At 63.1% G+C, this 25,215-nt stretch carries 26 protein-coding genes and 2 tRNA genes; 12 read left to right on the forward strand and 16 right to left on the reverse strand.

Going from position 1 to position 25,215, the window contains the following annotated elements:
* Nucleotides 1-35 precede the first annotated feature (35 nt).
* The 4 genes from AC3YMN_RS13810 to AC3YMN_RS13825 all read left to right on the forward strand — a co-directional run bounded on the left by AC3YMN_RS13810 (nucleotide 36) and on the right by AC3YMN_RS13825 (nucleotide 3,256).
* Nucleotides 36-1,163: a COX15/CtaA family protein gene (locus tag AC3YMN_RS13810; RefSeq protein WP_489890435.1), complete on the forward strand. Its 1,128-nt coding sequence runs from the start codon at nucleotides 36-38 to the stop codon at nucleotides 1,161-1,163.
* A gap of 149 nt (nucleotides 1,164-1,312) precedes the next feature.
* A complete protein-coding gene (gene rplM / locus AC3YMN_RS13815) occupies nucleotides 1,313-1,777 on the forward strand; it encodes a 50S ribosomal protein L13 (protein ID WP_127752545.1) in 465 nt (154 codons plus the stop codon).
* Nucleotides 1,777-2,259, forward strand: coding sequence for a 30S ribosomal protein S9 (rpsI, locus tag AC3YMN_RS13820; protein WP_127752546.1), 483 nt, complete (start codon nucleotides 1,777-1,779; stop codon nucleotides 2,257-2,259). Before rplM ends, rpsI begins: the two co-directional genes overlap by 1 nt.
* A 358-nt stretch (nucleotides 2,260-2,617) precedes the next feature.
* The gene (locus AC3YMN_RS13825) at nucleotides 2,618-3,256 is read left to right on the forward strand and encodes an SdpI family protein (RefSeq protein ID WP_489890436.1); all 639 of its coding nucleotides are present in this window, start codon (nucleotides 2,618-2,620) and stop codon (nucleotides 3,254-3,256) included.
* 65 nt (nucleotides 3,257-3,321) lie between these two features.
* Here the strand turns inward: AC3YMN_RS13825 and AC3YMN_RS13830 are convergent, their stop codons facing one another.
* Nucleotides 3,322-4,626, reverse strand: a complete 1,305-nt coding sequence (locus AC3YMN_RS13830; protein WP_164854767.1) for a glycosyltransferase — start codon at nucleotides 4,624-4,626, stop codon at nucleotides 3,322-3,324.
* A gap of 412 nt (nucleotides 4,627-5,038) precedes the next feature.
* Here AC3YMN_RS13830 and AC3YMN_RS13835 point away from each other — a divergent pair, with 412 nt between their 5' ends.
* Nucleotides 5,039-6,253, forward strand: a complete 1,215-nt coding sequence (locus AC3YMN_RS13835; protein ID WP_489890437.1) for an LL-diaminopimelate aminotransferase — start codon at nucleotides 5,039-5,041, stop codon at nucleotides 6,251-6,253.
* A gap of 1,444 nt (nucleotides 6,254-7,697) precedes the next feature.
* Here AC3YMN_RS13835 and AC3YMN_RS13840 read toward each other — a convergent pair.
* From AC3YMN_RS13840 to AC3YMN_RS13860, 5 genes are all read right to left on the reverse strand, one after another.
* The gene (locus tag AC3YMN_RS13840) at nucleotides 7,698-8,183 is read right to left on the reverse strand and encodes a F0F1 ATP synthase subunit B family protein (RefSeq protein ID WP_127752550.1); all 486 of its coding nucleotides are present in this window, start codon (nucleotides 8,181-8,183) and stop codon (nucleotides 7,698-7,700) included.
* A 5-nt stretch (nucleotides 8,184-8,188) separates the two neighbouring features.
* Entirely contained in the window at nucleotides 8,189-8,839 is a 651-nt protein-coding gene (locus tag AC3YMN_RS13845) for a F0F1 ATP synthase subunit B family protein (RefSeq protein WP_173087532.1), read from the reverse strand.
* 101 nt (nucleotides 8,840-8,940) lie between these two features.
* A complete protein-coding gene (locus AC3YMN_RS13850; protein WP_127752552.1) occupies nucleotides 8,941-9,168 on the reverse strand; it encodes a F0F1 ATP synthase subunit C in 228 nt (75 codons plus the stop codon).
* A 61-nt stretch (nucleotides 9,169-9,229) separates the two neighbouring features.
* Entirely contained in the window at nucleotides 9,230-10,006 is a 777-nt protein-coding gene (locus AC3YMN_RS13855; protein ID WP_127752553.1) for a F0F1 ATP synthase subunit A, read from the reverse strand.
* A gap of 25 nt (nucleotides 10,007-10,031) precedes the next feature.
* Nucleotides 10,032-10,421, reverse strand: a complete 390-nt coding sequence (locus AC3YMN_RS13860) for an AtpZ/AtpI family protein (protein WP_489890438.1) — start codon at nucleotides 10,419-10,421, stop codon at nucleotides 10,032-10,034.
* A gap of 503 nt (nucleotides 10,422-10,924) precedes the next feature.
* On the opposite strand from AC3YMN_RS13860, the gene AC3YMN_RS13865 reads away from it, so the two are divergent.
* The 4 genes from AC3YMN_RS13865 (at nucleotide 10,925) to AC3YMN_RS13880 (ending at nucleotide 16,587) form a co-directional block, all read left to right on the forward strand.
* Nucleotides 10,925-12,265: a homoserine dehydrogenase gene (locus AC3YMN_RS13865; RefSeq protein ID WP_489890544.1), complete on the forward strand. Its 1,341-nt coding sequence runs from the start codon at nucleotides 10,925-10,927 to the stop codon at nucleotides 12,263-12,265.
* Between the two features lie 41 nt (nucleotides 12,266-12,306).
* Entirely contained in the window at nucleotides 12,307-13,290 is a 984-nt protein-coding gene (glpX, locus tag AC3YMN_RS13870; protein WP_489890439.1) for a class II fructose-bisphosphatase, read from the forward strand.
* 125 nt (nucleotides 13,291-13,415) lie between these two features.
* Complete coding sequence (gene recJ, locus AC3YMN_RS13875) at nucleotides 13,416-15,206, forward strand: single-stranded-DNA-specific exonuclease RecJ (RefSeq protein WP_489890440.1); 1,791 nt, start codon at nucleotides 13,416-13,418, stop codon at nucleotides 15,204-15,206.
* Nucleotides 15,207-15,351: 145 nt separating this feature from the next.
* A complete protein-coding gene (locus AC3YMN_RS13880; RefSeq protein WP_173087534.1) occupies nucleotides 15,352-16,587 on the forward strand; it encodes an SAM-dependent methyltransferase in 1,236 nt (411 codons plus the stop codon).
* Between the two features lie 3 nt (nucleotides 16,588-16,590).
* Here the strand turns inward: AC3YMN_RS13880 and AC3YMN_RS13885 are convergent, their stop codons facing one another.
* The 5 genes from AC3YMN_RS13885 to AC3YMN_RS13905 form a co-directional block, all read right to left on the reverse strand.
* Nucleotides 16,591-17,343 carry an SDR family NAD(P)-dependent oxidoreductase gene (locus AC3YMN_RS13885; RefSeq protein ID WP_172122921.1) on the reverse strand — a complete coding sequence of 251 codons (753 nt, stop codon included), beginning with the start codon at nucleotides 17,341-17,343 and terminating at the stop codon, nucleotides 16,591-16,593.
* Between the two features lie 338 nt (nucleotides 17,344-17,681).
* Nucleotides 17,682-17,756 (reverse strand) — tRNA-Glu (locus AC3YMN_RS13890).
* 48 nt (nucleotides 17,757-17,804) lie between these two features.
* Nucleotides 17,805-17,879: transfer RNA gene (locus tag AC3YMN_RS13895), tRNA-Glu, on the reverse strand.
* 72 nt (nucleotides 17,880-17,951) lie between these two features.
* The gene (locus AC3YMN_RS13900; RefSeq protein WP_489890441.1) at nucleotides 17,952-18,416 is read right to left on the reverse strand and encodes a YcbK family protein; all 465 of its coding nucleotides are present in this window, start codon (nucleotides 18,414-18,416) and stop codon (nucleotides 17,952-17,954) included.
* Nucleotides 18,417-18,579: 163 nt separating this feature from the next.
* Complete coding sequence (locus AC3YMN_RS13905) at nucleotides 18,580-18,996, reverse strand: VOC family protein (protein WP_127752561.1); 417 nt, start codon at nucleotides 18,994-18,996, stop codon at nucleotides 18,580-18,582.
* Nucleotides 18,997-19,261: 265 nt separating this feature from the next.
* Here AC3YMN_RS13905 and AC3YMN_RS13910 point away from each other — a divergent pair, with 265 nt between their 5' ends.
* A complete protein-coding gene (locus AC3YMN_RS13910) occupies nucleotides 19,262-19,780 on the forward strand; it encodes a cold-shock protein (protein ID WP_248305320.1) in 519 nt (172 codons plus the stop codon).
* A gap of 11 nt (nucleotides 19,781-19,791) precedes the next feature.
* Nucleotides 19,792-20,286, forward strand: a complete 495-nt coding sequence (locus AC3YMN_RS13915; RefSeq protein WP_489890442.1) for a DUF192 domain-containing protein — start codon at nucleotides 19,792-19,794, stop codon at nucleotides 20,284-20,286.
* 2 nt (nucleotides 20,287-20,288) lie between these two features.
* On the opposite strand, the gene trhA is transcribed toward AC3YMN_RS13915, so the two are convergent.
* A complete protein-coding gene (gene trhA, locus AC3YMN_RS13920) occupies nucleotides 20,289-20,981 on the reverse strand; it encodes a PAQR family membrane homeostasis protein TrhA (protein ID WP_489890443.1) in 693 nt (230 codons plus the stop codon).
* 186 nt (nucleotides 20,982-21,167) lie between these two features.
* On the opposite strand from trhA, the gene AC3YMN_RS13925 reads away from it, so the two are divergent.
* Nucleotides 21,168-21,770: a zinc metalloprotease gene (locus tag AC3YMN_RS13925; protein WP_489890444.1), complete on the forward strand. Its 603-nt coding sequence runs from the start codon at nucleotides 21,168-21,170 to the stop codon at nucleotides 21,768-21,770.
* A gap of 7 nt (nucleotides 21,771-21,777) precedes the next feature.
* Here AC3YMN_RS13925 and AC3YMN_RS13930 read toward each other — a convergent pair whose 3' ends face one another.
* The 4 genes from AC3YMN_RS13930 to AC3YMN_RS13945 are packed head-to-tail and all read right to left on the reverse strand — an operon-like array spanning nucleotide 21,778 to nucleotide 25,207.
* On the reverse strand, nucleotides 21,778-22,563 hold the full coding sequence (locus AC3YMN_RS13930; protein ID WP_489890445.1) for a substrate-binding periplasmic protein: 786 nt from the start codon (nucleotides 22,561-22,563) through the stop codon (nucleotides 21,778-21,780).
* Nucleotides 22,564-22,566: 3 nt separating this feature from the next.
* Nucleotides 22,567-23,412 carry an ABC transporter permease gene (locus tag AC3YMN_RS13935; protein ID WP_172122926.1) on the reverse strand — a complete coding sequence of 282 codons (846 nt, stop codon included), beginning with the start codon at nucleotides 23,410-23,412 and terminating at the stop codon, nucleotides 22,567-22,569.
* Complete coding sequence (locus tag AC3YMN_RS13940) at nucleotides 23,409-24,359, reverse strand: ABC transporter ATP-binding protein (protein ID WP_489890446.1); 951 nt, start codon at nucleotides 24,357-24,359, stop codon at nucleotides 23,409-23,411. Before AC3YMN_RS13940 ends, AC3YMN_RS13935 begins: the two co-directional genes overlap by 4 nt.
* Nucleotides 24,356-25,207, reverse strand: a complete 852-nt coding sequence (locus AC3YMN_RS13945) for a substrate-binding periplasmic protein (RefSeq protein ID WP_489890447.1) — start codon at nucleotides 25,205-25,207, stop codon at nucleotides 24,356-24,358. Before AC3YMN_RS13945 ends, AC3YMN_RS13940 begins: the two co-directional genes overlap by 4 nt.
* Nucleotides 25,208-25,215 lie beyond the last annotated feature (8 nt).

Genomic DNA, 25,215 nt, shown 5'->3' on the forward strand with positions numbered 1-25,215 from the left:
ACTCGCCTGCCTTTCACGATACCGGGAATACGCCCGTGACTCTTGTCCACGATGCCGCACTGAGCCCTGCCATTTCGCCAGCTGCCGATCGCCTGCGTCCGGTGCGCATCTGGCTTTATGGCCTGGCCGCCTTTGTGTTGCTGATCGTGGTTGTGGGCGGCATCACCCGGCTAACCGAATCGGGCCTCTCCATCACCAGCTGGAAGCCGATCACCGGTGCCATTCCTCCGCTGACCGAAGCCGATTGGCTCGCAGAATTCGAAGCCTACAAGCAGATCCCGCAATATCAGGTCAACAACACCTGGATGTCGCTGGCCGACTTCAAGATGATCTTCTTTTGGGAGTGGTTCCACCGCCTGCTCGGCCGGGTGCTGGGCTTCCTCTTCATTGTGCCCTTCGTTGTTTTCCTGTTCCAGAAGCGCCTGCCGCGCACGCTGGCGCTGCCGCTGTTCGGCCTTTTCCTGCTCGGTGGTTTTCAGGGCGCGCTGGGCTGGTGGATGGTGTCTTCGGGGCTGACGGAACTCACCTCGGTGTCGCAATACCGCCTCGCCGCTCACCTCACGGCCGCCGGCGTACTGCTGATCGCACTGACCTATGTGCCCCGCTCCATCGATCCAAGGCCGGTAACGGGGCAGGTGAGTGCCAAGCACCTCTGGAGCGCCGGACTGCTTCTCGTCCTCATCATGATCCAGATCGCGGCCGGCGCCTTTGTTGCCGGGCTCGATGCCGGCATGGGCTATAATACTTGGCCCCTCATGGACGGTGCCCTTGTTCCCAACGGCCTTGGGGCCATGCAGCCGGGCTGGCGCAATCTTTTCGAAAACAACCTGACCGTTCAGTTCAACCACCGCATGATCGCCTACGGCATCGTGCTGTATATGGTCTGGCTGCTTTGGGCGCAGGCGAGGGCAGGGGGCTTTGCCGGCGTTCACCGCTGGCTGCCGCGTCTTGGCCTTATCGTGCTGCTCCAGGTAGTCCTGGGCATTTCCACCCTCCTGTCCCAGGTGCAGATCGACCTTGCCGTGGCCCACCAGGCCGTGGCCTTCATCCTGGCCGGCGCGGTAACGCTATACTTGGCCGATCTGCTACGCGCCGCGCGCTCCGCTGGCGTCCAGCGCACGGCTTCCCCCGTCTCAGTCGGCCCTGCAGAACCGATGCGGTAATATAATACCGCCTCTGTAAGCGCTTGTTTGTGTTGACGATTTTATTCGTGCTTGACGCGAGCCCATTCTCCCTCTACACGCCCACTCGAACATGCCGAAAACTGCTCTCGAGCTGTGGTCGGCAGGCATAGCTTTCTAAGGATATCAACATGACCACTTACTCGGCAAAACCGAGCGAGATCGACAAGAAGTGGCTCCTGATCGACGCCGAAGGGCTGGTCGTCGGCCGCCTCGCGTCCATCATCGCTTCGCGTCTGCGCGGCAAGCACAAGCCCACTTTCACGCCTCACATGGACATGGGTGACAACATCATCGTCATCAATGCCGACAAGGTGAAGCTGACCGGCCGCAAGCTCGATCAGCACCGCTTTTACTGGCACACCGGCTACCCCGGCGGCATCAAGGACCGGACTGCCCGCGAGCTGCTGGAAGGCCGCTTCCCCGAGCGCGTTCTGGAGAACGCCGTGCGCCGCATGATGCCTGGTGGCCCGCTGACCCGCGCCCAGCTCAAGAATCTGCGCGTCTATTCGGGTGCCGAGCATCCCCACGAGGCTCAGGCTCCCGAGCAGCTCGATGTTGCCGCGATGAACTCCAAGAATGTGAGGGCTAAGTAATGGCCGAGACCATCAACTCTCTTGAAGACCTTGGCACTTCCACTGTTGCCCCGGCCGTCAACACCGCTCCCGTCCATGTCCAGAAGCTCGACGCGCAGGGCCGCGCCTATGCCACCGGCAAGCGCAAGAACGCCGTTGCACGCGTCTGGATCAAGCCCGGCAAGGGCAATCTGGTGATCAATGGCCGCGAATTCGCTGCCTATTTCGCCCGTCCCGTGCTGCAGCTCATCGTCAAGCAGCCCATCGTCGCGACCGAACGCACCGACCAGTATGACGTCACGGTCACTGTTGCCGGCGGCGGTCTGTCCGGCCAGGCCGGTGCCGTTCGTCACGGCATCTCCAAGGCCCTCAACTTCTTCGAGCCGGACCTGCGTCCCGTGCTCAAGAAGGGCGGCTTCCTGACCCGCGACGCCCGCGTCGTCGAACGCAAGAAGTACGGCAAGGCCAAGGCCCGCAAATCCTTCCAGTTCTCCAAGCGCTAAGCTTCGGATTTTTCATTCGCGACTACGAAAGGGGCCGGGCAACCGGCCCTTTTCTATTGCGGTGAAGGCGCGTGCTGCGTAGTCCCGCTGCACATGCTCGTCCCAGATCTCTCCACCCCATCGCCTCCCTCCCCCTTGAGGGGCTTCGAACCGGCCGCAGGTGAAATCGCTCCGGTGGACCGATTTCAGGTGAGAAGGCTATGAGAGCTGCGCTCGAATGGCTGAGAGGGTGGGGGTGCCGGCCCCTCCACGGAGTGGAGCCCCGCTGCCCACCTGGTTTCAAACACCAAGGCCCCACATCCCCACTTCCCATCCTCCCCCACCCGCCTATATGTGACGGGCCTCCGGACCCCGCGTCATGCCCAGCCTCGTTACCCGCTTCCACCTGCTTTTGTTTGGCGTCACCCTGGCCATTGCCGGGGTCGCCCTCATCCATGTGCCCGAGGGCTATGTCTTTGTGGCCCATTGGCAGGGCAGCACCGCCGATTGGGCTTGGCCGCGTGACATCGCCCTGGCGGTCGCCCCGCTGGTTGAACTGGCGCTGATGGGTGGTTTCTGGCTACTCGGTCGCCGCCTCTCCAATAAGCAACTGGCCGATACCCGCCACATCCTCGATCCCGCTCTGACCCTCGCGCTTGCCATTGCCACGGCATGCCAGTTCGCCCTCCTGATGCAGGGTGTCGGCTCCGATCTCGATTTTTTCCGCGCCACCGCCTTTGTGCTGGCTGGCGTCCTGCTCGTGCTGGCGGCAGTGCTGTTCGAGGCTGAACGCCACACATATCGCGGCTTGCGCCTGCCTTGGCCGATCGCCTCCGACCGCGCCTGGCGCCTCGTCCACCGCCTCACCGGCCTGTCCTGCGTAGCCCTGGCCTGCCTCCTGATCTGGCTCGGCTGGATGGATGCCGGGGCCGGCCCACTGGTTCTGGCCATGGGCGCGAGCCTGCTAGCCGTTCCCCTGTTGGCCGCGACGCTCAGTGCACTGACGCGGCGCCTGTAACAGGCCCGGGATCAACAAAAAGGGGAGGCCGCTGCCTCCCCTTTTTCTTTGTCTCGCAACGCGCCTCAGCCCACCAGCTTGAGCGCCGGGCGCCGCGGCTTGGTGCGCACCGGCTTGTAGTTGGCCATCACGCCCTCGATTACGTCGATCGCCTTGCCCGTGCCGTCCTCGGCCTGCAGCAGTTCGGCAATCTCCCCGGCATTGCGCCGATAGGTCTCATTGGTGCTGAGGTCCTGCAGCGCGGCCGCCAATATCTCGGCAGTCAGCTTGCGCAACCGCACCGGCTTGGGCCCGCAGCCCATCTCATACACCCGCCGCCCCCAATAAGGCTGGTCGATCGCCTGTGGCACCACAAAGGTCGGCCGCCCCAGATGCAGCCCCGCCGAGGTCGTGCCCGCCCCGCCATGATGCACCACCCCGCTCACATAGCGGAACAGCTTGTCATGCGGCGCCTTTTCGAACGCAAAGATGCTGTCGGGCAGATCGGACGGATCGATCCCGCCCCAGCCGCGCGCCACCACCGCGCGCCCGCCCCAGAGCCGCACGGCCTCTTTCAAGATCTGCGTATTGCGCTCCGCCCCGAATGGCATGGAGCCAAAGCCGATATAAACCGGCGCATCCCCGGCGGCCAGGAACCGCTGGAACTCGGGGGAGGGGTGCCAGTCGTCATGCGTCTTGAGCTGCCAATAGCCCGTCACCAGCGCCGTCTTGGGCCAATCGCGCGGCCGCGGCGACACGGCTTCGGAATAAGCGTAAAGCGTCGTCAGCGGCGTGCCTTCGGTATTGGTGAAGAGCCCCCCCATCAGCCGCGCATCGAGCCCCATCAGCTCGCGCCGCAGCTTGTTGCGCGGCAGGTTCCAATAAGCCTGCTGCACGGTCGCCGCCGTATAGGACAGCTTGTTGAGCGCCGGCCCTAGATCATTGCCCACGTAATACATGCACAGCGGAAACTCGCTGGTCGAGTTGAGCGGCTGCAGCGCCGTCATGATCGCGGGAATCTTGAGCGCTTCGGCAATGTCGATGCCAAAGCTGGTATTCATGTTGATGATGATCGCGTCGCACCCCTGGCACATATTCCAGGCATGGCGCGCCGCCGTATCCACGATCTGCTGGCCCTGGCGCAACAGCGCGGGCGCATTGATCAGCATGGATTGGCTCATCGCGTTCTCGAACCGCGATTGCTGCAAAAATGCCTGGATGGAGGGTCCGAGGGAATGGAATTCGACGCCCCGGCTTTCGATCAGGTCCTTGAACTCTTCGGAAGCCCCAAGCACCGTCTCGTAACCGCGCTCCTGCAGGGCGATTGCGAGGGCCAGGTAAGGTTGAACGTCGCCTTGCGTTCCAATCGTCACCAAGGCTATGCGCTTCAAGATTGGACCTCGTCATCCGCTGCATGTGGTGCGGAAATCGGCCTGCGGCAGACCATTTACAATACCCGGGTCAGCATTTATGAACAACGAACCTTTAGCCGGTTTTCATAACTACGTCGCATCTTAAGGGCAAGAGTCATGCCGTTTCCCCACATGATTGCATTGGTTGGAGCCTTGCTCGCCGGCAGTCCCGTGGCAGCCGCCACGGTCGGGGCAGCGGCGAACGCCCGCTAGCTCTTCCCGCTGGGCCACGGTGTTGGCCGGGAAGAGCCGAACAAATCTGCGATCCCTTCGAGAACGCTTAACCCTGTTCAAACCATAATTCCGCGACAATAAGCCAGTCTGTTGCAGACTGCGCGGCCCCAGCGCGTTGTCGCTAGCAAGGTCCCACCCCGGACCGCCCGAGGATTCCATGAGCGAAGATTTCCACCGCATCCGCCGTCTCCCGCCCTATGTTTTTGCCCATATCGACCCGATCAAGGCCAAGGCGCGCGCCGATGGCGTCGACATCATCGATCTGGGCATGGGCAATCCCGATATGCCCACCCCCGAGCACATCGTGAACAAGCTCCAGGAAGTGGTGAAGGACCCGCGCACCCATCGCTATTCCACCTCGCGTGGCATTCCGGGGCTGCGCAAGGCGCAGGCGAGCTATTATGGCCGCCGTTTTGGCGTCAAGCTCAACCCCGATACCCAAGTAGTCGCCACCCTTGGCTCCAAGGAAGGCTTTGCCAATATGGCTTCGGCCATTACCGCCCCGGGCGATGTGGTGCTGGTGCCCAACCCCACCTATCCCATTCATTCCTTTGGCTTCATCATGGCCGGCGGCGTCGTGCGCTCCATGCCGGCCGATCCCAATGAAGATTTCATGCGCTCGCTCGATCGCGCCGTGCGCCACTCCATCCCCAAGCCCATCGCGCTGGTCTTGAACTATCCCGCCAACCCGACCGCCTATACGGCCTCGCTCGATTTTTACGCCGAAGTGGTCAAGTACTGCCGCGCCAACGACATCTTCATCCTGTCCGATCTCGCCTATTCGGAGATCTATTTCGACGAGAAGGACCCGCCGCCTTCCGTGCTGCAGATCCCGGGCGCCATCGACATCTCGGTCGAGTTCACCTCCATGAGCAAGACCTATTCCATGCCCGGCTGGCGCGTCGGTTTCGCCGTCGGCAATGAGCGCCTGATCGCCGCCCTTGCGCGCGTCAAATCCTATCTCGATTACGGCGCCTTCACCCCCATCCAGGTCGCCGCCACCGCCGCCCTCAACGGCTCCGATGAAGTGATCGAGGAAGTGCGCAAGATCTACAAGGCGCGCCGCGACGTCATGGTGGAAAGCTTTGCCCGCGCCGGCTGGGACATCCCGGTCCCCAAGGCCACCATGTTCGCCTGGGCCCCCATTCCCGCCCAGTACGCCCATATGGGCTCGCTGGAATTCGCCAAGATGCTGATCCAGGAGACCGGCGTCGCCGTCGCCCCTGGCGTCGGCTTTGGCGAATATGGCGATCAGTATATCCGCCTGGCATTCGTCGAAAACGAACAACGCATCCGCCAGGCCGCCCGCAACGTCAAAAAACTCCTCGGCACCAAAACCGGCACCGGCAACGTCGTCCCCCTGACTGCGTAATTTTGGGCAGGGCAGGGGTTAATCCACTTCCCACCCCACCTAACCCATCGCGCAAGTCCTCGATCCGCCTAACTCCACCCCCTCCGTCCCCCTCCCCTTGAGGGGAGGGGTCAGGGGTGGGGGTTCAGGCGCCTGGGCGCTCTCTGGTGTCTCTGTAGGGCACCAGCAGCATCGACCATCCTGCACCACCCCATCAGCCTGCCTCCCCTCCCCCTTGAGGGGAGGGGCCAGGGGAGGGGGTTCAGGCCGATCGGCAGCAGTGGGAGGCGCTAGGATTAACCGGTGCTTCCGACAATGCTCCACTGGGCGGAAGAGCCCGAACCCCCACCCTCAATCCCTCCCCTCAAGGGGGAGGGAAGCCCGAGAGCCGCTGGCGCCGCACTAAGCCAAGCTACCAATCGGCATCGAGGCTGACTGGCTGATCCATACCTATCCAACCACCGGCCCTCCGTCCCCTCCCCCTTGAGGGGAGGGGTCAGGGGTGGGGGTTCAGGCGCTTGGGCTACCCTCGAGCTGCAAACAGCGCACCATAAAGAACCCTCCGCCCACACCACCCCATCAGCCTGCCTCCCCTCCCCCTTGAGGGGAGGGGCCAAGGGAGGGGTCGCCGTGTGGCCCATTGGGGGACCCCCACCCTCATCCCTCCCCTCAAGGGGGAGGGAGGCACAAGAACCGCTGGTTCCGCACTAAGCCAAGCTACCGGTCCCGAGCTGAGGCTACGTGGCCGATCCATACCTATCCAACCACCAGCCCCTCCGTCCCCCTCCCCTTGAGGGGAGGGGTCAGGGGTGGGGGTTCAGGCGGATGGACAGGAGTGGAGGTCACGAGGAGTTGCCGGTGCTTCCGACAGGGCTCCACTGGCGGAGGAGCCTGCACACCCACCCTCAATCCCTCCCCTCAAGGGGGAGGGAAGCACAAGAACCGCTGGTTCCGCATCAAGCCCAACTATCAGCCAACAGCTGTGGCTGACCGGCCAACTCCCCATTCAGCCCACCAGCCTGTCCGTTCCCCTCCCCCTTGAGGGGAAGGGTCAGGGGTGGGGGTTCAGGTGGATGGACAGGAGTGGAGGTCACGAGGGGTTACCGGCGCTTCCGACAGGGCTCCAATGGGCGGAGGAGCCAGCACCCCCACCCTCAATCCCTCCCCTCAAGGGGGAGGGAAGCACAAGAACCGCTGGTTCCGCACTAAGCCCAACTTCCAACCAACAGCTGAGTCTTACCGGCCAGTTCCCCACTCAGCCCACCGGCCTATCCGTTCCCCTCCCCCTTGAGGGGAGGGGCCAGGGGTGGGGGTGCAGGCGGATGGGCGGGATTGGAGGCCCGGGGATCAACCGGTGCTTCCATCTCAGGCCTCTGGTCGGCGGAGGGGCCGTACCCCCAACGCCAAAACACAAAAAAGGCGGGTCCGAAAACCCGCCTTCTTCAAACTTCAAACCGCAAAAGCCTTAGTTCAACCGCGAACCCACATCGGCAATCGCCCGGTCGACTACCTGGCCGCCCCGATTGTTCATCTCGTCGGTGAGCACCACGCGCGCAGCCTCAATGGCAACATCGGCGGAGCGGGCGCGCACTTCGGCAATGGCCTGGGCCTCTGCCTGAGCGATCTTGTCTTCCACCGTCTTGGTGCGGCGGGCGACAAGTTCAGCCAGCGACGCCTGGGCTTCATTGGTCAGGCGCACGGCGTCTTCCCGAGCGGTGGCGATGATGCTCTCCGCTTCGCTTTCGGCCGCAACACGCTTTTGCTCATATTCCACCAACAATGCCGCGGCTTCTTCGCGCAACCGCTTGGCTGCTTCCAGCTCATCGGCGATCTGCCGGATCCGGCCGTCGAGTAGTTTGGCAATGGTTTTGGGAATGCCGAAATAGGCAGCCACGGCAAAAAACAGAACCAGCGCGACGGTGGCCCAGAAGCTGTTATCCATCCATTCCATGCTGCTTACTCCTTGCCAACTTTGGCGACTGCAGCGCGAACGCTTTCAGGCGAAACTTCGCCCACGAGCTGGGCGACGATGGTCTGCGCCGTTTCGGCGGCGATATCGTCGACCTGGGTGAGGGCGGCGGCCTTGGTCTGGGCGATGCGCGCCTCGGCCGAAGTCATGCGGGCGGCAAGGTCGGTTTCCACGGCCTGGCGCTTGGCGGCCAGTTCGGTCTGGATGGATTCGCGCGTTTCGGTGGCAATGCCCTGCGCCTTGCTCTTGGCAGCGGCAAGGGCCGCCTCATAGGCAGCGATGGCGGCATCGGTTTTCTGGCGGCTCGCATCGGCGGCAGCCAGGTCGGCATCCAGCCGTGCCTTGCGCTCGTCGATAATCGAACCGAGGCGGGGCAGGGCCAGCTTGCTCATCAGCAGGTAGAGCGCGGCGAAGGTGATCGCCAGCCACAACAGCTGTGAGGGGAATGTTGCGGGGTCGAAGGGCGGGAACACGCCGGTGTCATGGGCATCGGCGCCCACTTCGGTGCCGTGGTGTTCGGCAGCGGGGTCATGCCCCGTGGCGCCTTCCACAGGCTCCCCATGGGGGACATCAATAACCGTGTCGAGGTTTTGCTCGCTCGGTGTTTCCGCCTCTTGGGCGAAGGCTTGCGTGGCCATCGGCTTGGTTCCGTTCGATCCGGAGAAACCGGCGGTCGGCCGGTCGAGAAAAGGCAGCCGGGTCTAGAGCCCCGGCTGCATCAGCGTCGTGCTGCCTTGGATTAGGCGACGAACAGCAGGATCAGGGCGACCAGGAACGAGAAGATGCCCAGTGCTTCGGTCACGGCGAAACCGAAGATCAGGTTACCGACCTGCGAAGGAGCAGCGGACGGATTGCGCAGTGCGCCCGTCAGGAAGTTCGAGAAGATGGATGACACGCCAAGGGCAGCGCCGGCCATACCGAGGGTTGCAATACCAGCGCCGATGAACTTTGCGGCTTCAGCGTCCATTTGGGTAGTCCTTTCGAGGGGTCAAAGAAGTTGGCGGGTTCGCCGGGGAAAAACTCAACGCCTAGTGTGAAGGGTGAACCGCGTCGTTGAGATACATCGAAGTCAACACTGCAAACACATAGGCCTGCACTGCTGCCACGAGGAATTCGAGTGCTGTCAGGGCAACGCCCATGAAGAGCGGCAGGATGGCGCCCATCCAGCCAAGGAACCCGGCGGCACCCAGCGTCACCACAAAGCCGGTGAACACTTTAAGCGTGATGTGGCCAGCCAGGATATTGCCGAACAAACGAACCGACAGGCTGATCGGACGCGACAGGAACGACACGATTTCGATCGGCACGACGATGAAAAGGATCGGGGTCGGGATGCCGGCGGGGGCGAACAGCTTGAAGAACTTGAGGCCATGGCGCATCACGCCATAGATGAACACCACGCTGATCACCAGCATGGCGAGCGCGAAGGTCACGATGATGTGGCTGGTAAAGGTGAAGGCATAGGGGATCATGCCAAACAGGTTGCCCACCAGAACGAAGGCAAACAGCGAGAACACGAAGGGGAAGAAGCGCATGCCTTCGGTGCCGGCCGAACTCTTGAGCATATTGGCTATGAACTCATAGCCCATTTCCGCCACCAGCTGCAGCCGGCCGGGAATGATGCTGCGCCGGCTCGTTGCCAGCAGCAAGAAGCCCGTGATCACCACCACTGCCAGCACCATATAAAGCGAGGAGTTGGTGAAGGCGATATTCAGCCCCGAACCGGGGGTGCCATCGCCGCCAATCGTGGCAATGGGAAAAATGTCTTCGATGACAAACTGGTGGATCGGATCAGTACCGGCCAATGGAGAGCCCCTTGCGCGTCATCATCTAATCGATCCGCTCTTCCTCATCCGGCTCGGGCCCCATATCGGAGCCCGGCGGAGGCGGTGAAGCGGCGTTCATTTCCGTCACCACGCGGATGACATTGAATACTCCGGCAGCAAAGCCCACCAACAGCAGGATCAGCATGCCCCAAGGGCTTGAACCCAATCCCAGGTCGATCAGGTAGCCGAGACCTGTACCAACCATGATGGCGGCGACGAATTCGGTGCCGATGCGCATGCCGCGCGCCAGTCCGCTCATCTGCTTGGAATGGTCCTGCGAGGCTCTGTTGTCCTCGCGCTCCCGTTCCCGCCTGGCCTGGGCAATGCGCAATGCCAGATCGCGCGTTACCCCTGCAGCACTGGGCCGACCTTCGGTATCTTGCGGCTCTTGCATCCGCCTCTTCCCCTCGGCCGGCTTGAACCTGCACTTGGCAGGGCGCCCTTTTCTAAGTGGCCGCAACATAGTGGCGCCCCCTACAGGTGTCAAGAACACTGCAATTGGCGCAAATGCTTGTTAATAAAAGCCTTTCCGGTTTTACCTGGGGGTGCGGCATGCTGTCCTGTCCCCGGTGTGGCAAAGTTAAGGCAGAGGCGGCGGATTCTCTGCCCGCGGTCGGTGGTAAAACCAGGCCGGTTTGAGCCCCTCACAAGGTGCAAGTCCTGCGCCAGTCGGGGGTGCTCGCCAACTCCTATTGACCTCTAGGTCATTTCCTATGCAGATGCGCGCCCATGAGCGATATCAAGTCTTTCCGCCAGTCTGTTGAATCTTTCATTGCCGCACGCGGCTGGACCCCGACCCGGTTCGGGCGCACGGTGGCGGGCGATCCGCTGTTTGTGTTCGACCTGCGCGAGGGGCGTGAACCGCGCAGCGAAACGCGCGCCCGCATTTTGCGCGCGATGCAGGAGTTCGGGGAAGGGGAAACCGCCCCGCCGCTGCGCATCGGCGTTGCGGGCCTCGGCAATGTCGGTGCGACCCTCGTGCGCATCCTGCAGCGCGACGGTGCCGAACTCACGCGCAAGCTCAACCGCCAGATCGTCGTCACGGCCGTTGCCGCCCGCTCCCGCTCGCGCGACCGCGGCATCGATATTTCGGGCCTTGAATGGTTCGACGATCCCGTGGCCCTGGCCAAATCCGACGGCATCGATCTCTTCGTCGAGCTGATCGGCGGCGAAGACGGCCCGGCCTTTGCTGCGGTGAAAGCCGCGCTCGAGATCGGCCGCCCCGTCGTCACTGCCAACAAGGCGCTCCTCGCCAAGCACGGCGTTGCCCTCGCGCGCCTTGCCGAAGAATCCTCGGCCCAGCTCGGCTTCGAAGCCGCGGTCGCTGGCGGCATCCCCGTCATCAAGACCCTGCGTGAAGGCTTGGGCTCCGCCCGCATCGCCAAGGTCTTTGGCATCATGAACGGCACCTGCAACTATATCCTCACCCGCATGGGCAATGAGGCCATTTCCTTTGCCGATTGCCTCAAGGACGCGCAGGCTCTGGGCTATGCCGAAGCCGATCCGACCTTTGACGTCGAGGGCTTCGATACCGCCCACAAGCTTTCCATCCTCGCCACCCTCTGCTTTGGCTACGAGATCGCCCCCGACCAGATCCATGTGGAAGGCATCTCGCGCATCACCCAGCACGACATCAAGGTTGCCGCCGAGTTGGGCTACAAGATCAAGCTCCTCGGCATTGCCCAGCGCACCGAAGACGGCATCGAGCAGCGCGTGCACCCCACTTTCGTGCCCAAAGGCTCGGCCATTGCCGGCGTCGACGGGGTGATGAACGCCATCGCGCTCGAAACCGATCACGTCCACGAATTGCTCCTGGCCGGCCCCGGCGCTGGTGGCCCGCCCACCGCCGCTTCGGTGCTGTCCGATATTCTCGACATCGCCCGCGGCACCCGCGTGCCCCCGCTCGGCGTACCCTCCGAAGAGTTGATGCCCTATAAACAGGCGCCCATGCGGGCCCATGAGGGCGGCTATTATATCCGCCTCAGCGCCAAGGACGTGCCCGGCGCGCTCGCCGCCATCGCCACCCGCATGGGTGAGCGCTCGATTTCCATCGATTCTGTCATTCAACGGTCCGATCTTGGCGTTAAGGCTGTGGCCGAAGACGGTACGCCTGTCCGCACTGTGGTGATGATCACCCAGCGGACTTTGGAATCGGATGTGCGTGAATCGCTTGCGCAGATCGCCGCTGACGGGTTCATAGTGGGTGAACCGCAGTTGATCCGGATCGAAATGCTCTGACACTCCCACCGGGATAAGAACAGGGCCCGGGGGGAGCCAGCATGAAACTAAGCAAGGTCGAGGCCGAGAGCCCGGCCAATCTTCACCGCAGCCTGACGCTTGAGCTCGTTCGCGTCACCGAACGGGGCGCCATCGCTGCGGCCCAGTGGCGCGGCAAGGGCAATGAACAAGCGGCCGATGAGGCCGCCGTCGGGGGCATGTGCGACGAGCTTGCCACCGTTGCCATCGATGGCCGTATCGTCATCGGCGAAGGCGAAGAGCATGAATGCGAACGCCTGTTCATCGGCGAACGCGTCGGCACCGGCGCGGGGCCCCAGGTCGATATCGCCGTCGATCCGCTCGAAGGCGTCACCCTTTGCGCCAAGAACCAGCCTGATTCGATTGTGGTCCTCGCCATGGCCGAGCGCGGCGGCCTCCTTAACGTCGCGCGCGATGTTTATATGCACAAGATCGCCATCGGCTCGGATTATCCCGCCGATACCGTCCACATCGATTGGACCGCCACCGAAAACGTCACCGCGCTGGCCAAGGCCAAGGGCGTGCCGCTGAGCGAAATCACCGCCATCGTGCTCGACCGGCCCCGCCACTCCGCGCTGATCGAGGAACTGCGCACCGCCGGGGTTGCCGTCAAGCTCATCAGCGATGGCGACATTGCCGGGGTCATCCACGCAGTCAATGCCGACCAGACCGGCGTCGATATCTATCTCGGCTCCGGCGGCGCTCCCGAAGGCGTGCTTGCTGCTGCCGCGCTGCGCTGCATTGGCGGGCAGATGCAAGGCAAGCTCATTCTCGATACTCCCGCCAAGCGCGAGCGCGCCCACCGCATGGGCATCACCAATCCCGCCCGGATCTATGAGGCAGGCGAACTCGCCGCCGGCGATGTGCTGTTTGCCGCCACCGGCGTTACCGACGGCACCTTGCTCGATGGCATCCGCCTCAGCCGCAATGCGGTGGAAACCTCCACCATCGTCATGCGCTCCTGGTCCCAGACCGTCCGTTGGATCCGCGCCCGCCACGCCCGTTGAACCAAACTTTCCGGGCTGCCCGGAAAGTTTGCGCGTCTGATCCGTGCCGGCTGGGCGCGGGCCGCTTTGCCGCGCCGGCCGGGCAGCCCCTCGAAATTGCCGCTAATATAGCTTAACTCTGCGCCATGCTGGAGCTTCCCCGCCACTTTCTCGACGTTTCCCGTTCCCTGTCCGGCCGTGCCTGGGTCGATCGCCTCGATCCCAATGCCACGCGCATTGCCACCGCCATCGGCCAGCGCACCGGCATTTCCGAAATCCTCGCGCGCATCATCGCCGCCCGCGGCGTGGGTCTCGATGGCGCCGAAAAGCATCTCGAGCCCACCGTGCGCGAACTGATGCCCGATCCCTCGACCCTGACCGACATGGATGCCCTCGCCGAGCGGATCGTCGGGGCGATCGAAGCGGGCGAGCCCATCGCCCTCTTTGGCGATTACGACGTCGATGGCGCCTGCTCCTGCGCCCTCATGGCGCGGTTCCTTCACCATTTCGGCGCTGCCCCGCAGGTGCATATCCCCGACCGCATCTTTGAAGGCTATGGTCCCAATATCGCCGCCATGGACAAGCTCATCGATGGCGGCGCGCGCCTCATCATCACCCTCGATTGCGGCACCACCAGCGATGCCCCCATCGCCCATGCCCGCAATCGCGGCGTCGATGTTCTGGTGATCGACCACCATCTCTCCGACCACGAGCTGCCGCCCGCTACCGCCCTGGTCAACCCCAACCGTCCCGACGATATTTCGGGCCTTGGCTATCTCTGCGCCGCCGGCGTCACCTTCATGGTGCTGGTTGGCGTCAACCGCCTCTTGCGCACGCGCGGCCATACCGGTCTGCCTGACCTCATGCGCCTCCTTGATCTCGTCGCTCTCGCCACTGTTTGCGACGTGGTCCCCTTGGTGGGCCTCAACCGCGCCTTTGTGGTGCGTGGGCTCCAGATCGCGCGGCGCGGCGACAATCTGGGCATTGCCGCCCTCGCGCTCGCCGCCCGCGTCAATGGTCCGCTCAATCCCTATCACCTCGGCTTTCTGATCGGCCCGCGCATCAATGCGGGGGGACGCATCGGCAATGCCGCGCTCGGCACCGAACTCCTCACCCTCACCGACGAGCATCACGCCCTCGCCATTGCCGCTCGCCTTGACGAGCTCAATAACGAGCGCCAGCGCATCGAAATTGAAGCGGTGGAAGAAGCCACGCGCGTCGCCGAACTCGAAATCGGCAATGGCGAAGGCCCGCCGGTGCTAGTGCTGGCTTCCGCCGCCTGGCACCCCGGTATTGTCGGCCTCGTTGCCGCCCGCCTGCGCGAGCATTTCGAGCGCCCCGCCTTTGCCATCGCGCTGCAGCCCGATGGCTCGGGCACGGGTTCGGGCCGCTCCATGCCGGGCGTCGATCTGGGGCGTGCTGTGATCGAAGCGGTGGAAACCGGCCTCATCCCCAAGGGCGGCGGCCATGCCATGGCAGCCGGCGTTACCATCCGCCCCGGCCAGCTCGGCCCCTTCCGCTCCTTCCTTTTTGAAGCGCTGGGGTCCGCTGTGGGAACCGCCCGCCGCGCCACGAGCCTGCCGGTGGATGCCGCGCTCACCAGCCGCGGCGCCACGCTTGAACTTGTGCATGAGGTTGAGCGGGCAGGGCCCTATGGCGCCGGCAATCCTTCGCCACTCTTTGCCTTTCCAGCCCATCGCGCCAAGTTCGCCCAAATTGTCGGCAAAGGCGGCCATGTCAGCTTTTCACTGACCTCGGGCGATGGCGCGCGGCTCAAGGCCATTGCCTTTCGTGCTGCGGGCACCCCGATCGGCGATGCCCTGCTTGGCAATACCGATCGCCCGCTGCATTTTGCCGGCGGGCTTTCGATCGACCATTATCAAGGCCGCGAACAGGTGCAGTTTCGCCTCACCGATCTAGCCGTGCCTGCCCCGTGAGGTGAACTGAGGCTTGCATCTGCTTGTGGGCTGCGTAAATTAAGCGCATGGGCCTCTTTGTCGCACTGCCGACAGCGCGCCAGGGAGGGGGTTCTATCTCGGGGCAGTCGCTCTGCAGCGCTGCCAGGTAGCTGGGCAAGCGTTTATGCGTAAAACTGCAGTCACGAATACCGCCGCCGGCAGCAAACCTCTGACGGCGATACTGTCCTGGGCCGTCGAGCAAATCGGCTCCCGCGTCGTCAACGCGCCCCGGCATGGCGGCGTCACGATCATCTTCCCCAATGGCCGCACACGAACCCTGGGCAATCCGGCCACCGGGCTTCATGCCGTGCTGCGCCTCAACAATTTCCGGGTTCTGAGCGAATCGATGCAGCGCGGCACGGTTGGTTTTGCCGCCGCCTATATGAATGGCGACATCGAGGTCGATGACCTTACCGCCTTGTTCCGCTTCTTTCTGCAGAACCGCGATATCATTCAGCGCGCCAATCCCGGCATCTTCCGCAAGGCGGCCGGCGATCTGCATTATCATCTCTCGCGCCGCAACACGCTCGATGGCTCCAAGCAGAACATCGCCGAGCACTATGACCTCGGCAATGACTTCTACGGCCAGTGGCTCGATCCCTCCATGACCTATTCCTCGGCGGTCTTTACCTCCGGGGACCAAAGTCTCGAGGAAGCCCAGCTCGCCAAATATCACCGCGTCGCCGACATGGCCGGCATCACCCCCGGCTCGAGCGTTCTGGAAATCGGCTGTGGCTGGGGCGGCTTTGCCGAAACCGTCGCGCGAGACTATAGCGCCAATCTGCGCGGCATCACTCTTTCCGCCGAACAGCTGCGCTTCGGCCAGGAGCGCCTGCGCCGCCAGGGGCTCGACAACCGCGCCAAGCTTCATTTCGAGGATTATCGCAACACCACCGGCCAGTTCGACCATATCGGCTCGATCGAAATGATCGAAGCGGTCGGGCAGGAACACTGGCCGAGCTACTTCCAGACGGTCCATGACCGGCTCAAGCCCGGCGGCACCGCCGCCATTCAGGCCATCACCATCGATGAGGCCGATTTTGCCGGCTATAGCAGCGGGCCCGATTTCATCCAGCGCTATATCTTCCCCGGCGGCATGCTGCTGACCAAGACGGCGATGCGCGAATGCGGCGAGCAGCACGGCCTTGTGCTCGAACAGGTGGAAACCTTCCGCCTTTCTTATGCTCGCACCCTGCGGCTTTGGCGCGAGCGGTTCCTTGAGCGTTGGCCCATGATCGCCCCGCTCGGCTATGACGAGCATTTCCGCCGCAAATGGATCTATTACCTCAGCTACTGCGAGGCGGGCTTCACCGAGGGCTGCATCGATGTTGGAATCTACCAGTACCGCCGTCCGGCCTGAGCTCTAATCCTTGGGCTTGGGCAGCCGGCCCATCACCCAGAAGAACACCGGGTAGGGCATCATCCGCAGCAGTTTCATCGGCCACACCAGGCGCCGGGGAAACGCGATCTCGAACCGATCCGAGCCCAACAGGCCATCAACGATCCGCCGCGCCCCATCCTCGGTTTCCATCAGGAACGGCATCGGGAAATCATTGCGCGCCGTCAGCTCGGATTTCACGAATCCCGGAGCGATCATCCGCACCTTGATCCCGCTGCCAGCCAGTTCCGTGCGCATCGTCTGCAGCAACGCGATCATCGCCGCCTTGGTCGAGGAATAAGCCGCCGAACGCGGCAAGCCGAAATAACCCGCTACCGAAGCGATCCCGGCAATCTGCCCGCCGCCTTGCCGGCGCATCTGCGCGATAATCGGATCGAGGAACCGCACGAATCCCAGGAAATTGGCGTCCACCACCGCGCTGAAGGGTTCAATGGCATAATCGCTGACCTTGCGCTCCTGCCAGGCCGCCGCCCCGAACACAAACAGATCGATTCGCCCCAGCCGCGCGATTACCTCCGCCACTGCCGCATCCACCGCCTCGGTGTCGGTCACATCCAGGGGAAAGGCATGAATGCGCTTGCCATCCGCGACCTCGGCCAGCTTTTCGACCCGCCGCCCCGAAACCGCAACCGTCCAGCCCCGGTCCGCCAGCATCCGCGCCACCGCCGCCCCGATCCCCGAACCGCCCCCAATGATCCAGGCAACTTTTTCGCTCATGCCGTCGCTCCCAACCGCGCCTCAGCTCCAAGGCCGAGACTATCCCCACTGCCGCCGCAAATCCTCCCCGCCCCCTTGAGGGGAGGGGCCGGGGGAGGGGGTCGTTCAGTCACCCCGAATCTCTCCGGACGCCCCAATCAGAATCACCGCCCCCATCATCACCCAACCCGAACCACCCGGGCATAACTTCGGCACCAAAAACCCCGATGAACAAACTGACAGACGCGGTTCATCAACCCGGCGCAAAAGTGGCGAAGGCGGTGCTAACACGCAAAAAGCCGACCCGTCAGTTCCCTGACGCGATCAGCACAACCAGCAATGAATAGGAAGCAAGACCCTGGTACGCCCAAGGGGAATCGAACCCCTGTTCCCGCCGTGAGAGGGCGGTGTCCTGACCGCTAGACGATGGGCGCGGAGGAGGTCTTAGTGCTAGCTTATCCCCGCAACAGCAGCAAGGAAAATGGTACGCCCTAGGGGAATCGAACCCCTCTCTCCACCGTGAAAGGGTGGCGTCCTGACCGATAGACGAAGGGCGCCTAAGCGCTGGTGGTCGTATAGTCGGACCCTTTTGGATGTGCAACACCTTTGCGCGCTTTCCATCAACTTTTTCAACAGCCTGAGAAAGTCACCGGCCGCCGATAGCCCTTGGGCCGCTCACGCACATCCACATGAATAAAGGGTTTACCGGGATAGCACCCCAGCCCGCCAACCGCCGGCGTGCGCATGGCAAAAGCGATCAGCTCGCGCTTGTCCACCCCGGGGATATAGAAGTCCGCCGCCATGCATTTGGTGTGAAAAGAATTGTCCGCGCCGCCCGCCGCCTTGTTGTGCCGGCCATCGCGATAGCCCGAGCTCATGATGACCTTGCGCCCGAAATGCCCCTCGAACTCCCAGATCAGGAACCGCAGCTGCGGGCTGATGCAAAACGCATTCACCTCCCGGCTGGCAACATAAGTGCCCCAGTCCGAGCGCTTGCCGGAATAGGCTTGCCCGCTGCCACTGGCGAACATCGCCATCGGGGCGCAGCCAGTCAGAACCAGAACACAAATGAGGAAGGTGGCGATCGTTTTCATGGCGTCCACTCAGGTCGGCCGGTTGCGCACAAGCAACACAGCAACTGATGGTTTACGAAGCCACTAAAATACGATCGAGATTGCTAACCAGCGCCTAAGCGTCAGGGTTAACGAAGCTGTCTACCGGCCTGCGGCCGGCAGACAAAAATCGGGTTTCGCTAGCTTACCACTTGCCGGTATTTGGCATGGAAGCCCAAGGCTCCTGCGGGGGCAGGGTGCCGTTCTGGATCAGCTCAACCGAGATCCCATCGGGCGAACGCACAAAGGCCATATGCCCGTCGCGTGGCGGCCGATTGATCACGACACCCATGTCCGACAGGTGCTGGCACAGGCCATAGATGTCATCAACGAGATAGGCGAGGTGCCCAAAATTGCGCCCGCCGGTATATTCTTCGGGATCCCAGTTATAGGTGAGTTCAACTTCCCCACCTTGGTCGCCCGGAGCGCGCAGGAAGATCAGGGTATAGCGGCCCTTCTCGTTTTCGCTGCGCTTGACCTCTTCTAGGCCTAGCCCCTCGCAATAAAATCGCAGGCTCGCTTCCACATCGGTCACGCGGACCATGGTGTGCAGATATTTCATCGGGGTAATTCCTCTGCAGTTCGGGCAACTCGCCTAACAAGTGAAGACGTGAGCCGCAACTGCCACACCTAAACTATTTCGAAACACCTTCTTAACTTTTGCCACTGAATCGGACACAGTGCTAAGGCTAGTGGAGTACCTCGCGGCGCGAGGCGAGTACGAAAAGGCGGCATCTATGGGGGCCAAACTGAGCGGCGAGGGCGACGAGCCTACGACCCTGTCTACCGGGGCGGTGACCGATCGCCCGCAAGCGACTGACGGCAGCATGGATACCATCGAGGTTTCCGGTGCCATCAAGTGGTTTGACGCTGGCAAGGGTTTTGGCTTTATCGTGCCCGATAATGGCATGGCCGACGTGCTGCTGCATGTCACCTGTCTGCGGCGCGACGGCTACCAGACCGCCTATGAAGGCGCCCGCATCGTGGTAGAGGCCCTTAACCGCCCCGGCGGGCTACAGGCTTTTCGCATTATTTCCATGGACGAATCCACCGCGCGCCATCCTTCGCAAATGGCGGCGCCGCGCACCCATGTGGTGGTGGAGCCAACTTCGGGCATGGTCCGGCTCGAGGTGAAATGGTTCAACCGCATTCGCGGCTTTGGCTTTCTGTCCGCGGGCGAGGGCACGCCTGACGTGTTCGTCCATATGGAAACCTTGCGCCGCTTCGGCATCACCGAGCTGCGGCCCGGCCAGTTCGTGCTGGTTCGCTATGGCGATGGCCCCAAGGGCCTTATGGTTGCCGAGATTCGGCCCGATGGATGGGGCGACGCACCGTCTTCGCACTAGGATCACCATCCATGCTTACCGCCTTCACCGCGCCTTCCGCTCCCGCCCAAGTGGTGCGCCGTTCCGGTCTGCTCGTGGCTGCTCTCTTCGCAGTCGCGCCGCTGGCGGCCTGCAGCGATGAGGGCCAACTGGTTCTCCACACCTCGACCGGCGATCACGCCTTCAAGGTCGAGGTCGTCGATACGCCCGAAAGCCGCGCCAAGGGCCTGATGTACCGCCAGGAACTGGCTGATGACGAAGGCATGCTCTTTGACTTCATGGATGAGCGGGAGGTGTCATTCTGGATGCGGAACACCTTTATTCCGCTCGACATGATCTTCATCGATGGCAAGGGCGTCGTCAAAACCGTGCATGTGAATGCCCGCCCGCACGACCCCACTTCGATCCCCTCGCAGGTTCCAGTGCGTTATGTGCTGGAGATCCCCGGCGGGCGCTCCCAGGAGATTGGCCTCAAGCCGGGTGACACCGTCGAGCATGACCTCATCGAGGCGGCGCTACAGCCCTGATCCTAGAGCCGCTTGAACACCATGCAATCAAGCACGGCCCACAGGTGCAGGCTGGCGCCCGCGACCACGAAGACGTGCCACAAGGCGTTCTGAAATCTCAGCGTTTCCCACAAGTGGAAGATAATCCCGAGCGAATATACGACGCCGCCCGCCAGGATCAGCCACAGTGTTGAGGCGGGCAGGGCGGTGGCCAGCGCATGGAACACCAGGATGCCGCTCCAGCCGATTGCCAGGTACAGCAGAATGGCAAGGCGCCCGAAGCGGTGCGGCACCAGCAGCTTGAGGGCCACGCCAATCAGCGAGGCGGCCCATACGAAGGTGGTCATCACCATGCCCGTGGTCGTGCCGCCCAGCACCGCGAGGAAAGGCGTATAGGTGCCGGCGATGAACAGGAAAATGGCGGCCTGGTCGAGCCGCGCCAGATGCATCTTGATCGGCGAAACCGGCCATAGATTATAGGCCAGCGACACGCCAAGCACGCAGATCAGCGTTGCCACATACAGCACAAGCGCCGGAAACGCCTCCGGCGCAGTGTGCGTCAGGGCAAATACCAGAAGGAACGATCCGGCAACAAGCGCCCCCACCAGCCCGAACACATGCACCAGACCATCGGCCACCAGTTCGGCCGGGGTATAAGGACGCTGCTCGCGGCTCCACCAGGAATAGGACGGGGACTGCTGAACGGGGTGCTGCACTACGGGCTCCTGCGGCGAGCCTGTTGCTGCCGGGTTGCCAACGCACTGATAAGCCACAGAGTTGCAGCGCGTGCGCCTGTGCCGCAGGCCAGAAGGCCACGAGCGGCCTTGGCGCTCCGTCCCACCGGGCCGCAATCGCTTGACCCGACCGACCGTTCCATGTTCGACCAGCCGGGGAGGAATAGCATGTTCGACCTGACGCTGCCGACATTGTTGACCCGCATTGCGGTGCTGGTCCCAATACTCGCCATCTACGGATTTGCCCTTACGGGTGCCGCGCGTGCGCTGGGCGATCAAGGCCCCGCCCAAGACGGCCGCCTCACCCTCAACCCTGCTGCTCATCTCGATCTGATCGGCGCTGTGGCCTTCTTGGTGTCGGGCCTGGGGTGGATGGCACCACTGCACCTGACGCCGACACGTCTGCGCCCCCCCGTTCTCGGTCCAGTTGCGGCCGTGCTCGCCCCAAGCTTGGCCATGCTGGCCTTGGCTTGGCTCGCCCAACGGCTGATCCCCCTCGCGATCAACATGGATTCGCTGGCCTGGGGCGCCATCGTGACCAGTGGTCTGCAAGCGCTTTCGGGCAGCGCCGTGCTGTTTGCGCTGATCAACCTCGTGCCCGTGCCGCCGCTGGCGGCTGGCGCATTACTCGGGCGGACATCGGAAATTGCCGGCTGGCTGGAGCGGCGGCGACTGCTGGTCAGCCTTGCCCTTCTTGTGGTGTTCGCGACCGGCAAGATCCAGCTCTGGCTGGCCCCGGTCGTCGCTGCGGTTTTGGCGCTGATCGACTGAGTTTGGGCTAATCGAGGTACTTGACGGTCAAGTCATTGAGCCGCCCGTCGTCACGAATGCGCGCCAAGGCAGCAACGATGGCGCGCTTGAGGGTTAGGTCCCCTTTCCAGAGGCCAAACACCAAAGCGTCATGCCCGAGCGGCGGCGGCAGATCGGTTATGACCAAGCCAGCCTCGCGAGCCAGCGAGTGGGCATAAAGCGCGTCGGCAATGCCGGCATCGGCCGAACCGTCTGCAATTGCGGTCGCGAGATCATCGGGCGAGCGCACCAGCTGGGGGGTAACGCCTTGCCCTCGCAAGAACCGCGACAGCCCCAATCGGTCGGCACCCGGCACATTGGCCAGCACCGCCACTGTCGCCCCCGTCTGCAGTGCCCCCGCTGCCCGGGACAGCACCACCCAACCCGTCTCGCCAAATGGTGGCGTTACGTCCAGAAAGGCGCGGGTGGCTGCTGTGTCAAGCGTGCCACCACCCACCACCGAGCATTGCGCCCGGCTGATCCGCCACAGGCTCAGATCAAAATCCTCACCCATGGCGGGCACTGTGACCGGCCGGAACCTGACACCGATCTCCTCGGCAATCATCTGCAGCAGTTCAACTTCGAGCCCCGGTTCGGCCTCGTCAGCGGTCACGAGCGGCGGCCGCGTCACGGGCAGGCAGGCGCTCAACAGACCCTGGCGCCGCACCTCCGAAAGCGAGGTATCGGGCGGGAGCAAATACACCGCCAGCAACAGAGCCACTCCTCCGATTAACCAGGCATATTGCGACACAATATCGAGGAGGCGGCGCAACATGGCTCAGTTCTTGCGGAAGTCGAACAGCGCCCAGCCAAAAAAGACCACGCACATGCCCACCAGCACCAGCGGCCCCAGGGATGGATCGAACTGGGCGAAGCCGATGAAGTTTTTTCTTAGCGCATCAACGGCATAGGTCATCGGATTCGCGTGGATCAGGAACACCAGCCATTCCGGATAGATGATCGCCGCCTGCGCCCGCGACAGCGCTGGATCGAGCGGAAACACCGAGCTCGAGAGAAAATACAGCGGCAGGATCACGGCGTTCGAAAACACCCCGAAGCCCTCGAAACTGCGTACCCGATGCGCAATCACGATTCCCAGCGACGTCAGGCCAAAGGACAGGAGAAACATCAACAGCAGGCCCATGGCGATATCGGCTGGCGCGATGGGCACATCGACGAAAAACGCCAGGATCAGCACGAGGCAGCCATGAAACATCGCCACCGTCGCGCCGCCCAGCACCTTGCCGAGCAGCACCAGCGAGCGTGGCATGGGCGATACCAGCACTTCGCGCAAGAAGCCGAACTCGCGGTCCCAGATCAGCGACACCGCCGATTGCACCGAAGTGTACATGATGTTGAGGGCGATAACGGCCGGGAAGATAAACTGCAGATAGGTGAATGGGATCACAAAGCGGACCGCGCCATAAACCTCGCCGCGGAAATAAGGGTTAAGCCCGATCCCTAGTACCAGAACCCAGAGCAGCGGCCGGCTGACCCCACCGATCAACTGCCCCTTGTCCCGCGCGGCCCGCTTGATCTCGCGCAGCCAAATGGCAAACACCCCGCTAGCCAAAGCCCGTGGCCCCAGCGGTGTGGTTTGGGGAAAGTCGTCTACCAGGCTCATCGGCGTCCCTCCCGCTTGGGCGTGACGGGTTCCGGGCGCTCCAGTTGCCGACCGGTAATGGCGAGAAACACGGAAGCAAGGCTCGAGCGATCAAAGGAGAGGTCGGTGAGCCGATCGCCGAATTCGCCCAGGAATTCACGCGTGAACTGCGATTGTGGGATGCGGACCAACAGCCCTTCTGGGATAGGCGTCACCAGCTCAGGATAGCGCGACTGAATAGCGTGCGCTGCCGCCGCATCCACCGGGCGCAGCCGCATATATTCTTGGCCATAGCGCGATTTCAACGCATGTGGGGTGTCCAGCGCCACCACCTTGCCCTGGTCGATAATGCAAACCCGGTCACAGTTCTCAACCTCTTCGACATAATGGGTGGTGATGACGAGGGTCAGGTCACGTTCGGCACGCAGCTTGGCGATATAGTCCCACATGGCGTCGCGCGAACGGGCGTCGAGCCCCACCGTCGGTTCATCCATCACGAGGATCCGCGCGTCATGCACAAGGGCGCGGGCAATTTCGAGCCGCCGCTTCATGCCGGCCGAAAGCGTCTGCACCAATGCGTTGGCGCGATCCGCAAGCTCGACCGCCGCCAGCATTTCCTGGATCCTGTCCCGCCTCAAAGCCTTGGGCACGCCATAGACCATGCCGTGGAACTCGAGGTTTTCCCGAACCGTCAGGCGTCCATCCAGGCTGGAGGTCTGGAACACTACGCCGAGATTGCGCCGCACCCGTAATGGGTCGCGCATCACATCGGCCCCGCCGACCTTGGCCGTGCCACTGTCGGGCGCCAGCAGGGTGCAGAGGATATGCAACAAGGTGGTCTTGCCGGCGCCGTTGGGGCCGAGCAGGGCAAAGACCTCGCCGCGGTTGATCGTCAGGCCTACCCCATCGAGCGCCAGATGACGGCCATAGCGCTTGCTGAGGTCGTGCAGTTCGACGGCAGGAGTCATGGATTGGAGGGTGCCGCACCGGGCATGTCGATTAGCGTCAGCAACTCATCGACGACGCCATCCGCCACCAGCGCCGCAATCGCCTGGTCGATATTGTTGCGCAAGAAGGTGTCCCGGCTAAGCATGACGCCACCAATGGGCACCGGCGGCAGGTTGAGCGGGCTGGGAGAGGCGATGATGTCGAGCGCGGCGATATCAGGGCGGCTCTTGCCCAAGGCATAAAACGAGGGTGCCCAAACCAGGGCGGCGGCGACAGTGTCGCTCAGCACGGCGTCGAGCGCCTGGGTGTCGGTCGCCATCGGAAAACGCCGCCAGCGCTCCCCGGCCGGGCGGGAATTGTTGAACTGCACGAGGCGGAAATCTGCCGCAGAGCCGATCGTCGCCCCAAGCGCCTGGCCCGGGGCGATGTCGCCGAGGGTCGCGGGGGCAGGGGACTTGGCCACAAACACATAGCCGGTTTCGTAATAAGCCCGGGTGACTGTCACCCATTCGGGATAACCGCCGGCAAACAGTTTGAACCCGAAATACACCGCGCAATCGGCCAGCAGGTGGCGGTACACATCCTCGAATTCGGCGCGCTCATTGGTGTCGGTCACCACATGCATGCGCGGCTCGAGCAAGAGACTATCGGCAATGGCAAGGCCAACCGCCTTGTCGAACTCCCATCCGGGATCACGCGGATCAACACAAAAGCGGAAGGAATACTCGTCGCTGGCCCGGCCGAACTTTTCTTGGTCGGGCAGGCTGGGGCGATCCTGCGCCAGTCCCGGGGCGCCAAGGGCAGCCGCACAGAGCAGGCACGAAGCAAGAACCCGCCCGTGGCGGCGAAGGCGGGATAGCAAAACCATCAGGCTGG

The organism is Devosia sp. Z11_6 (assembly GCF_058133665.1).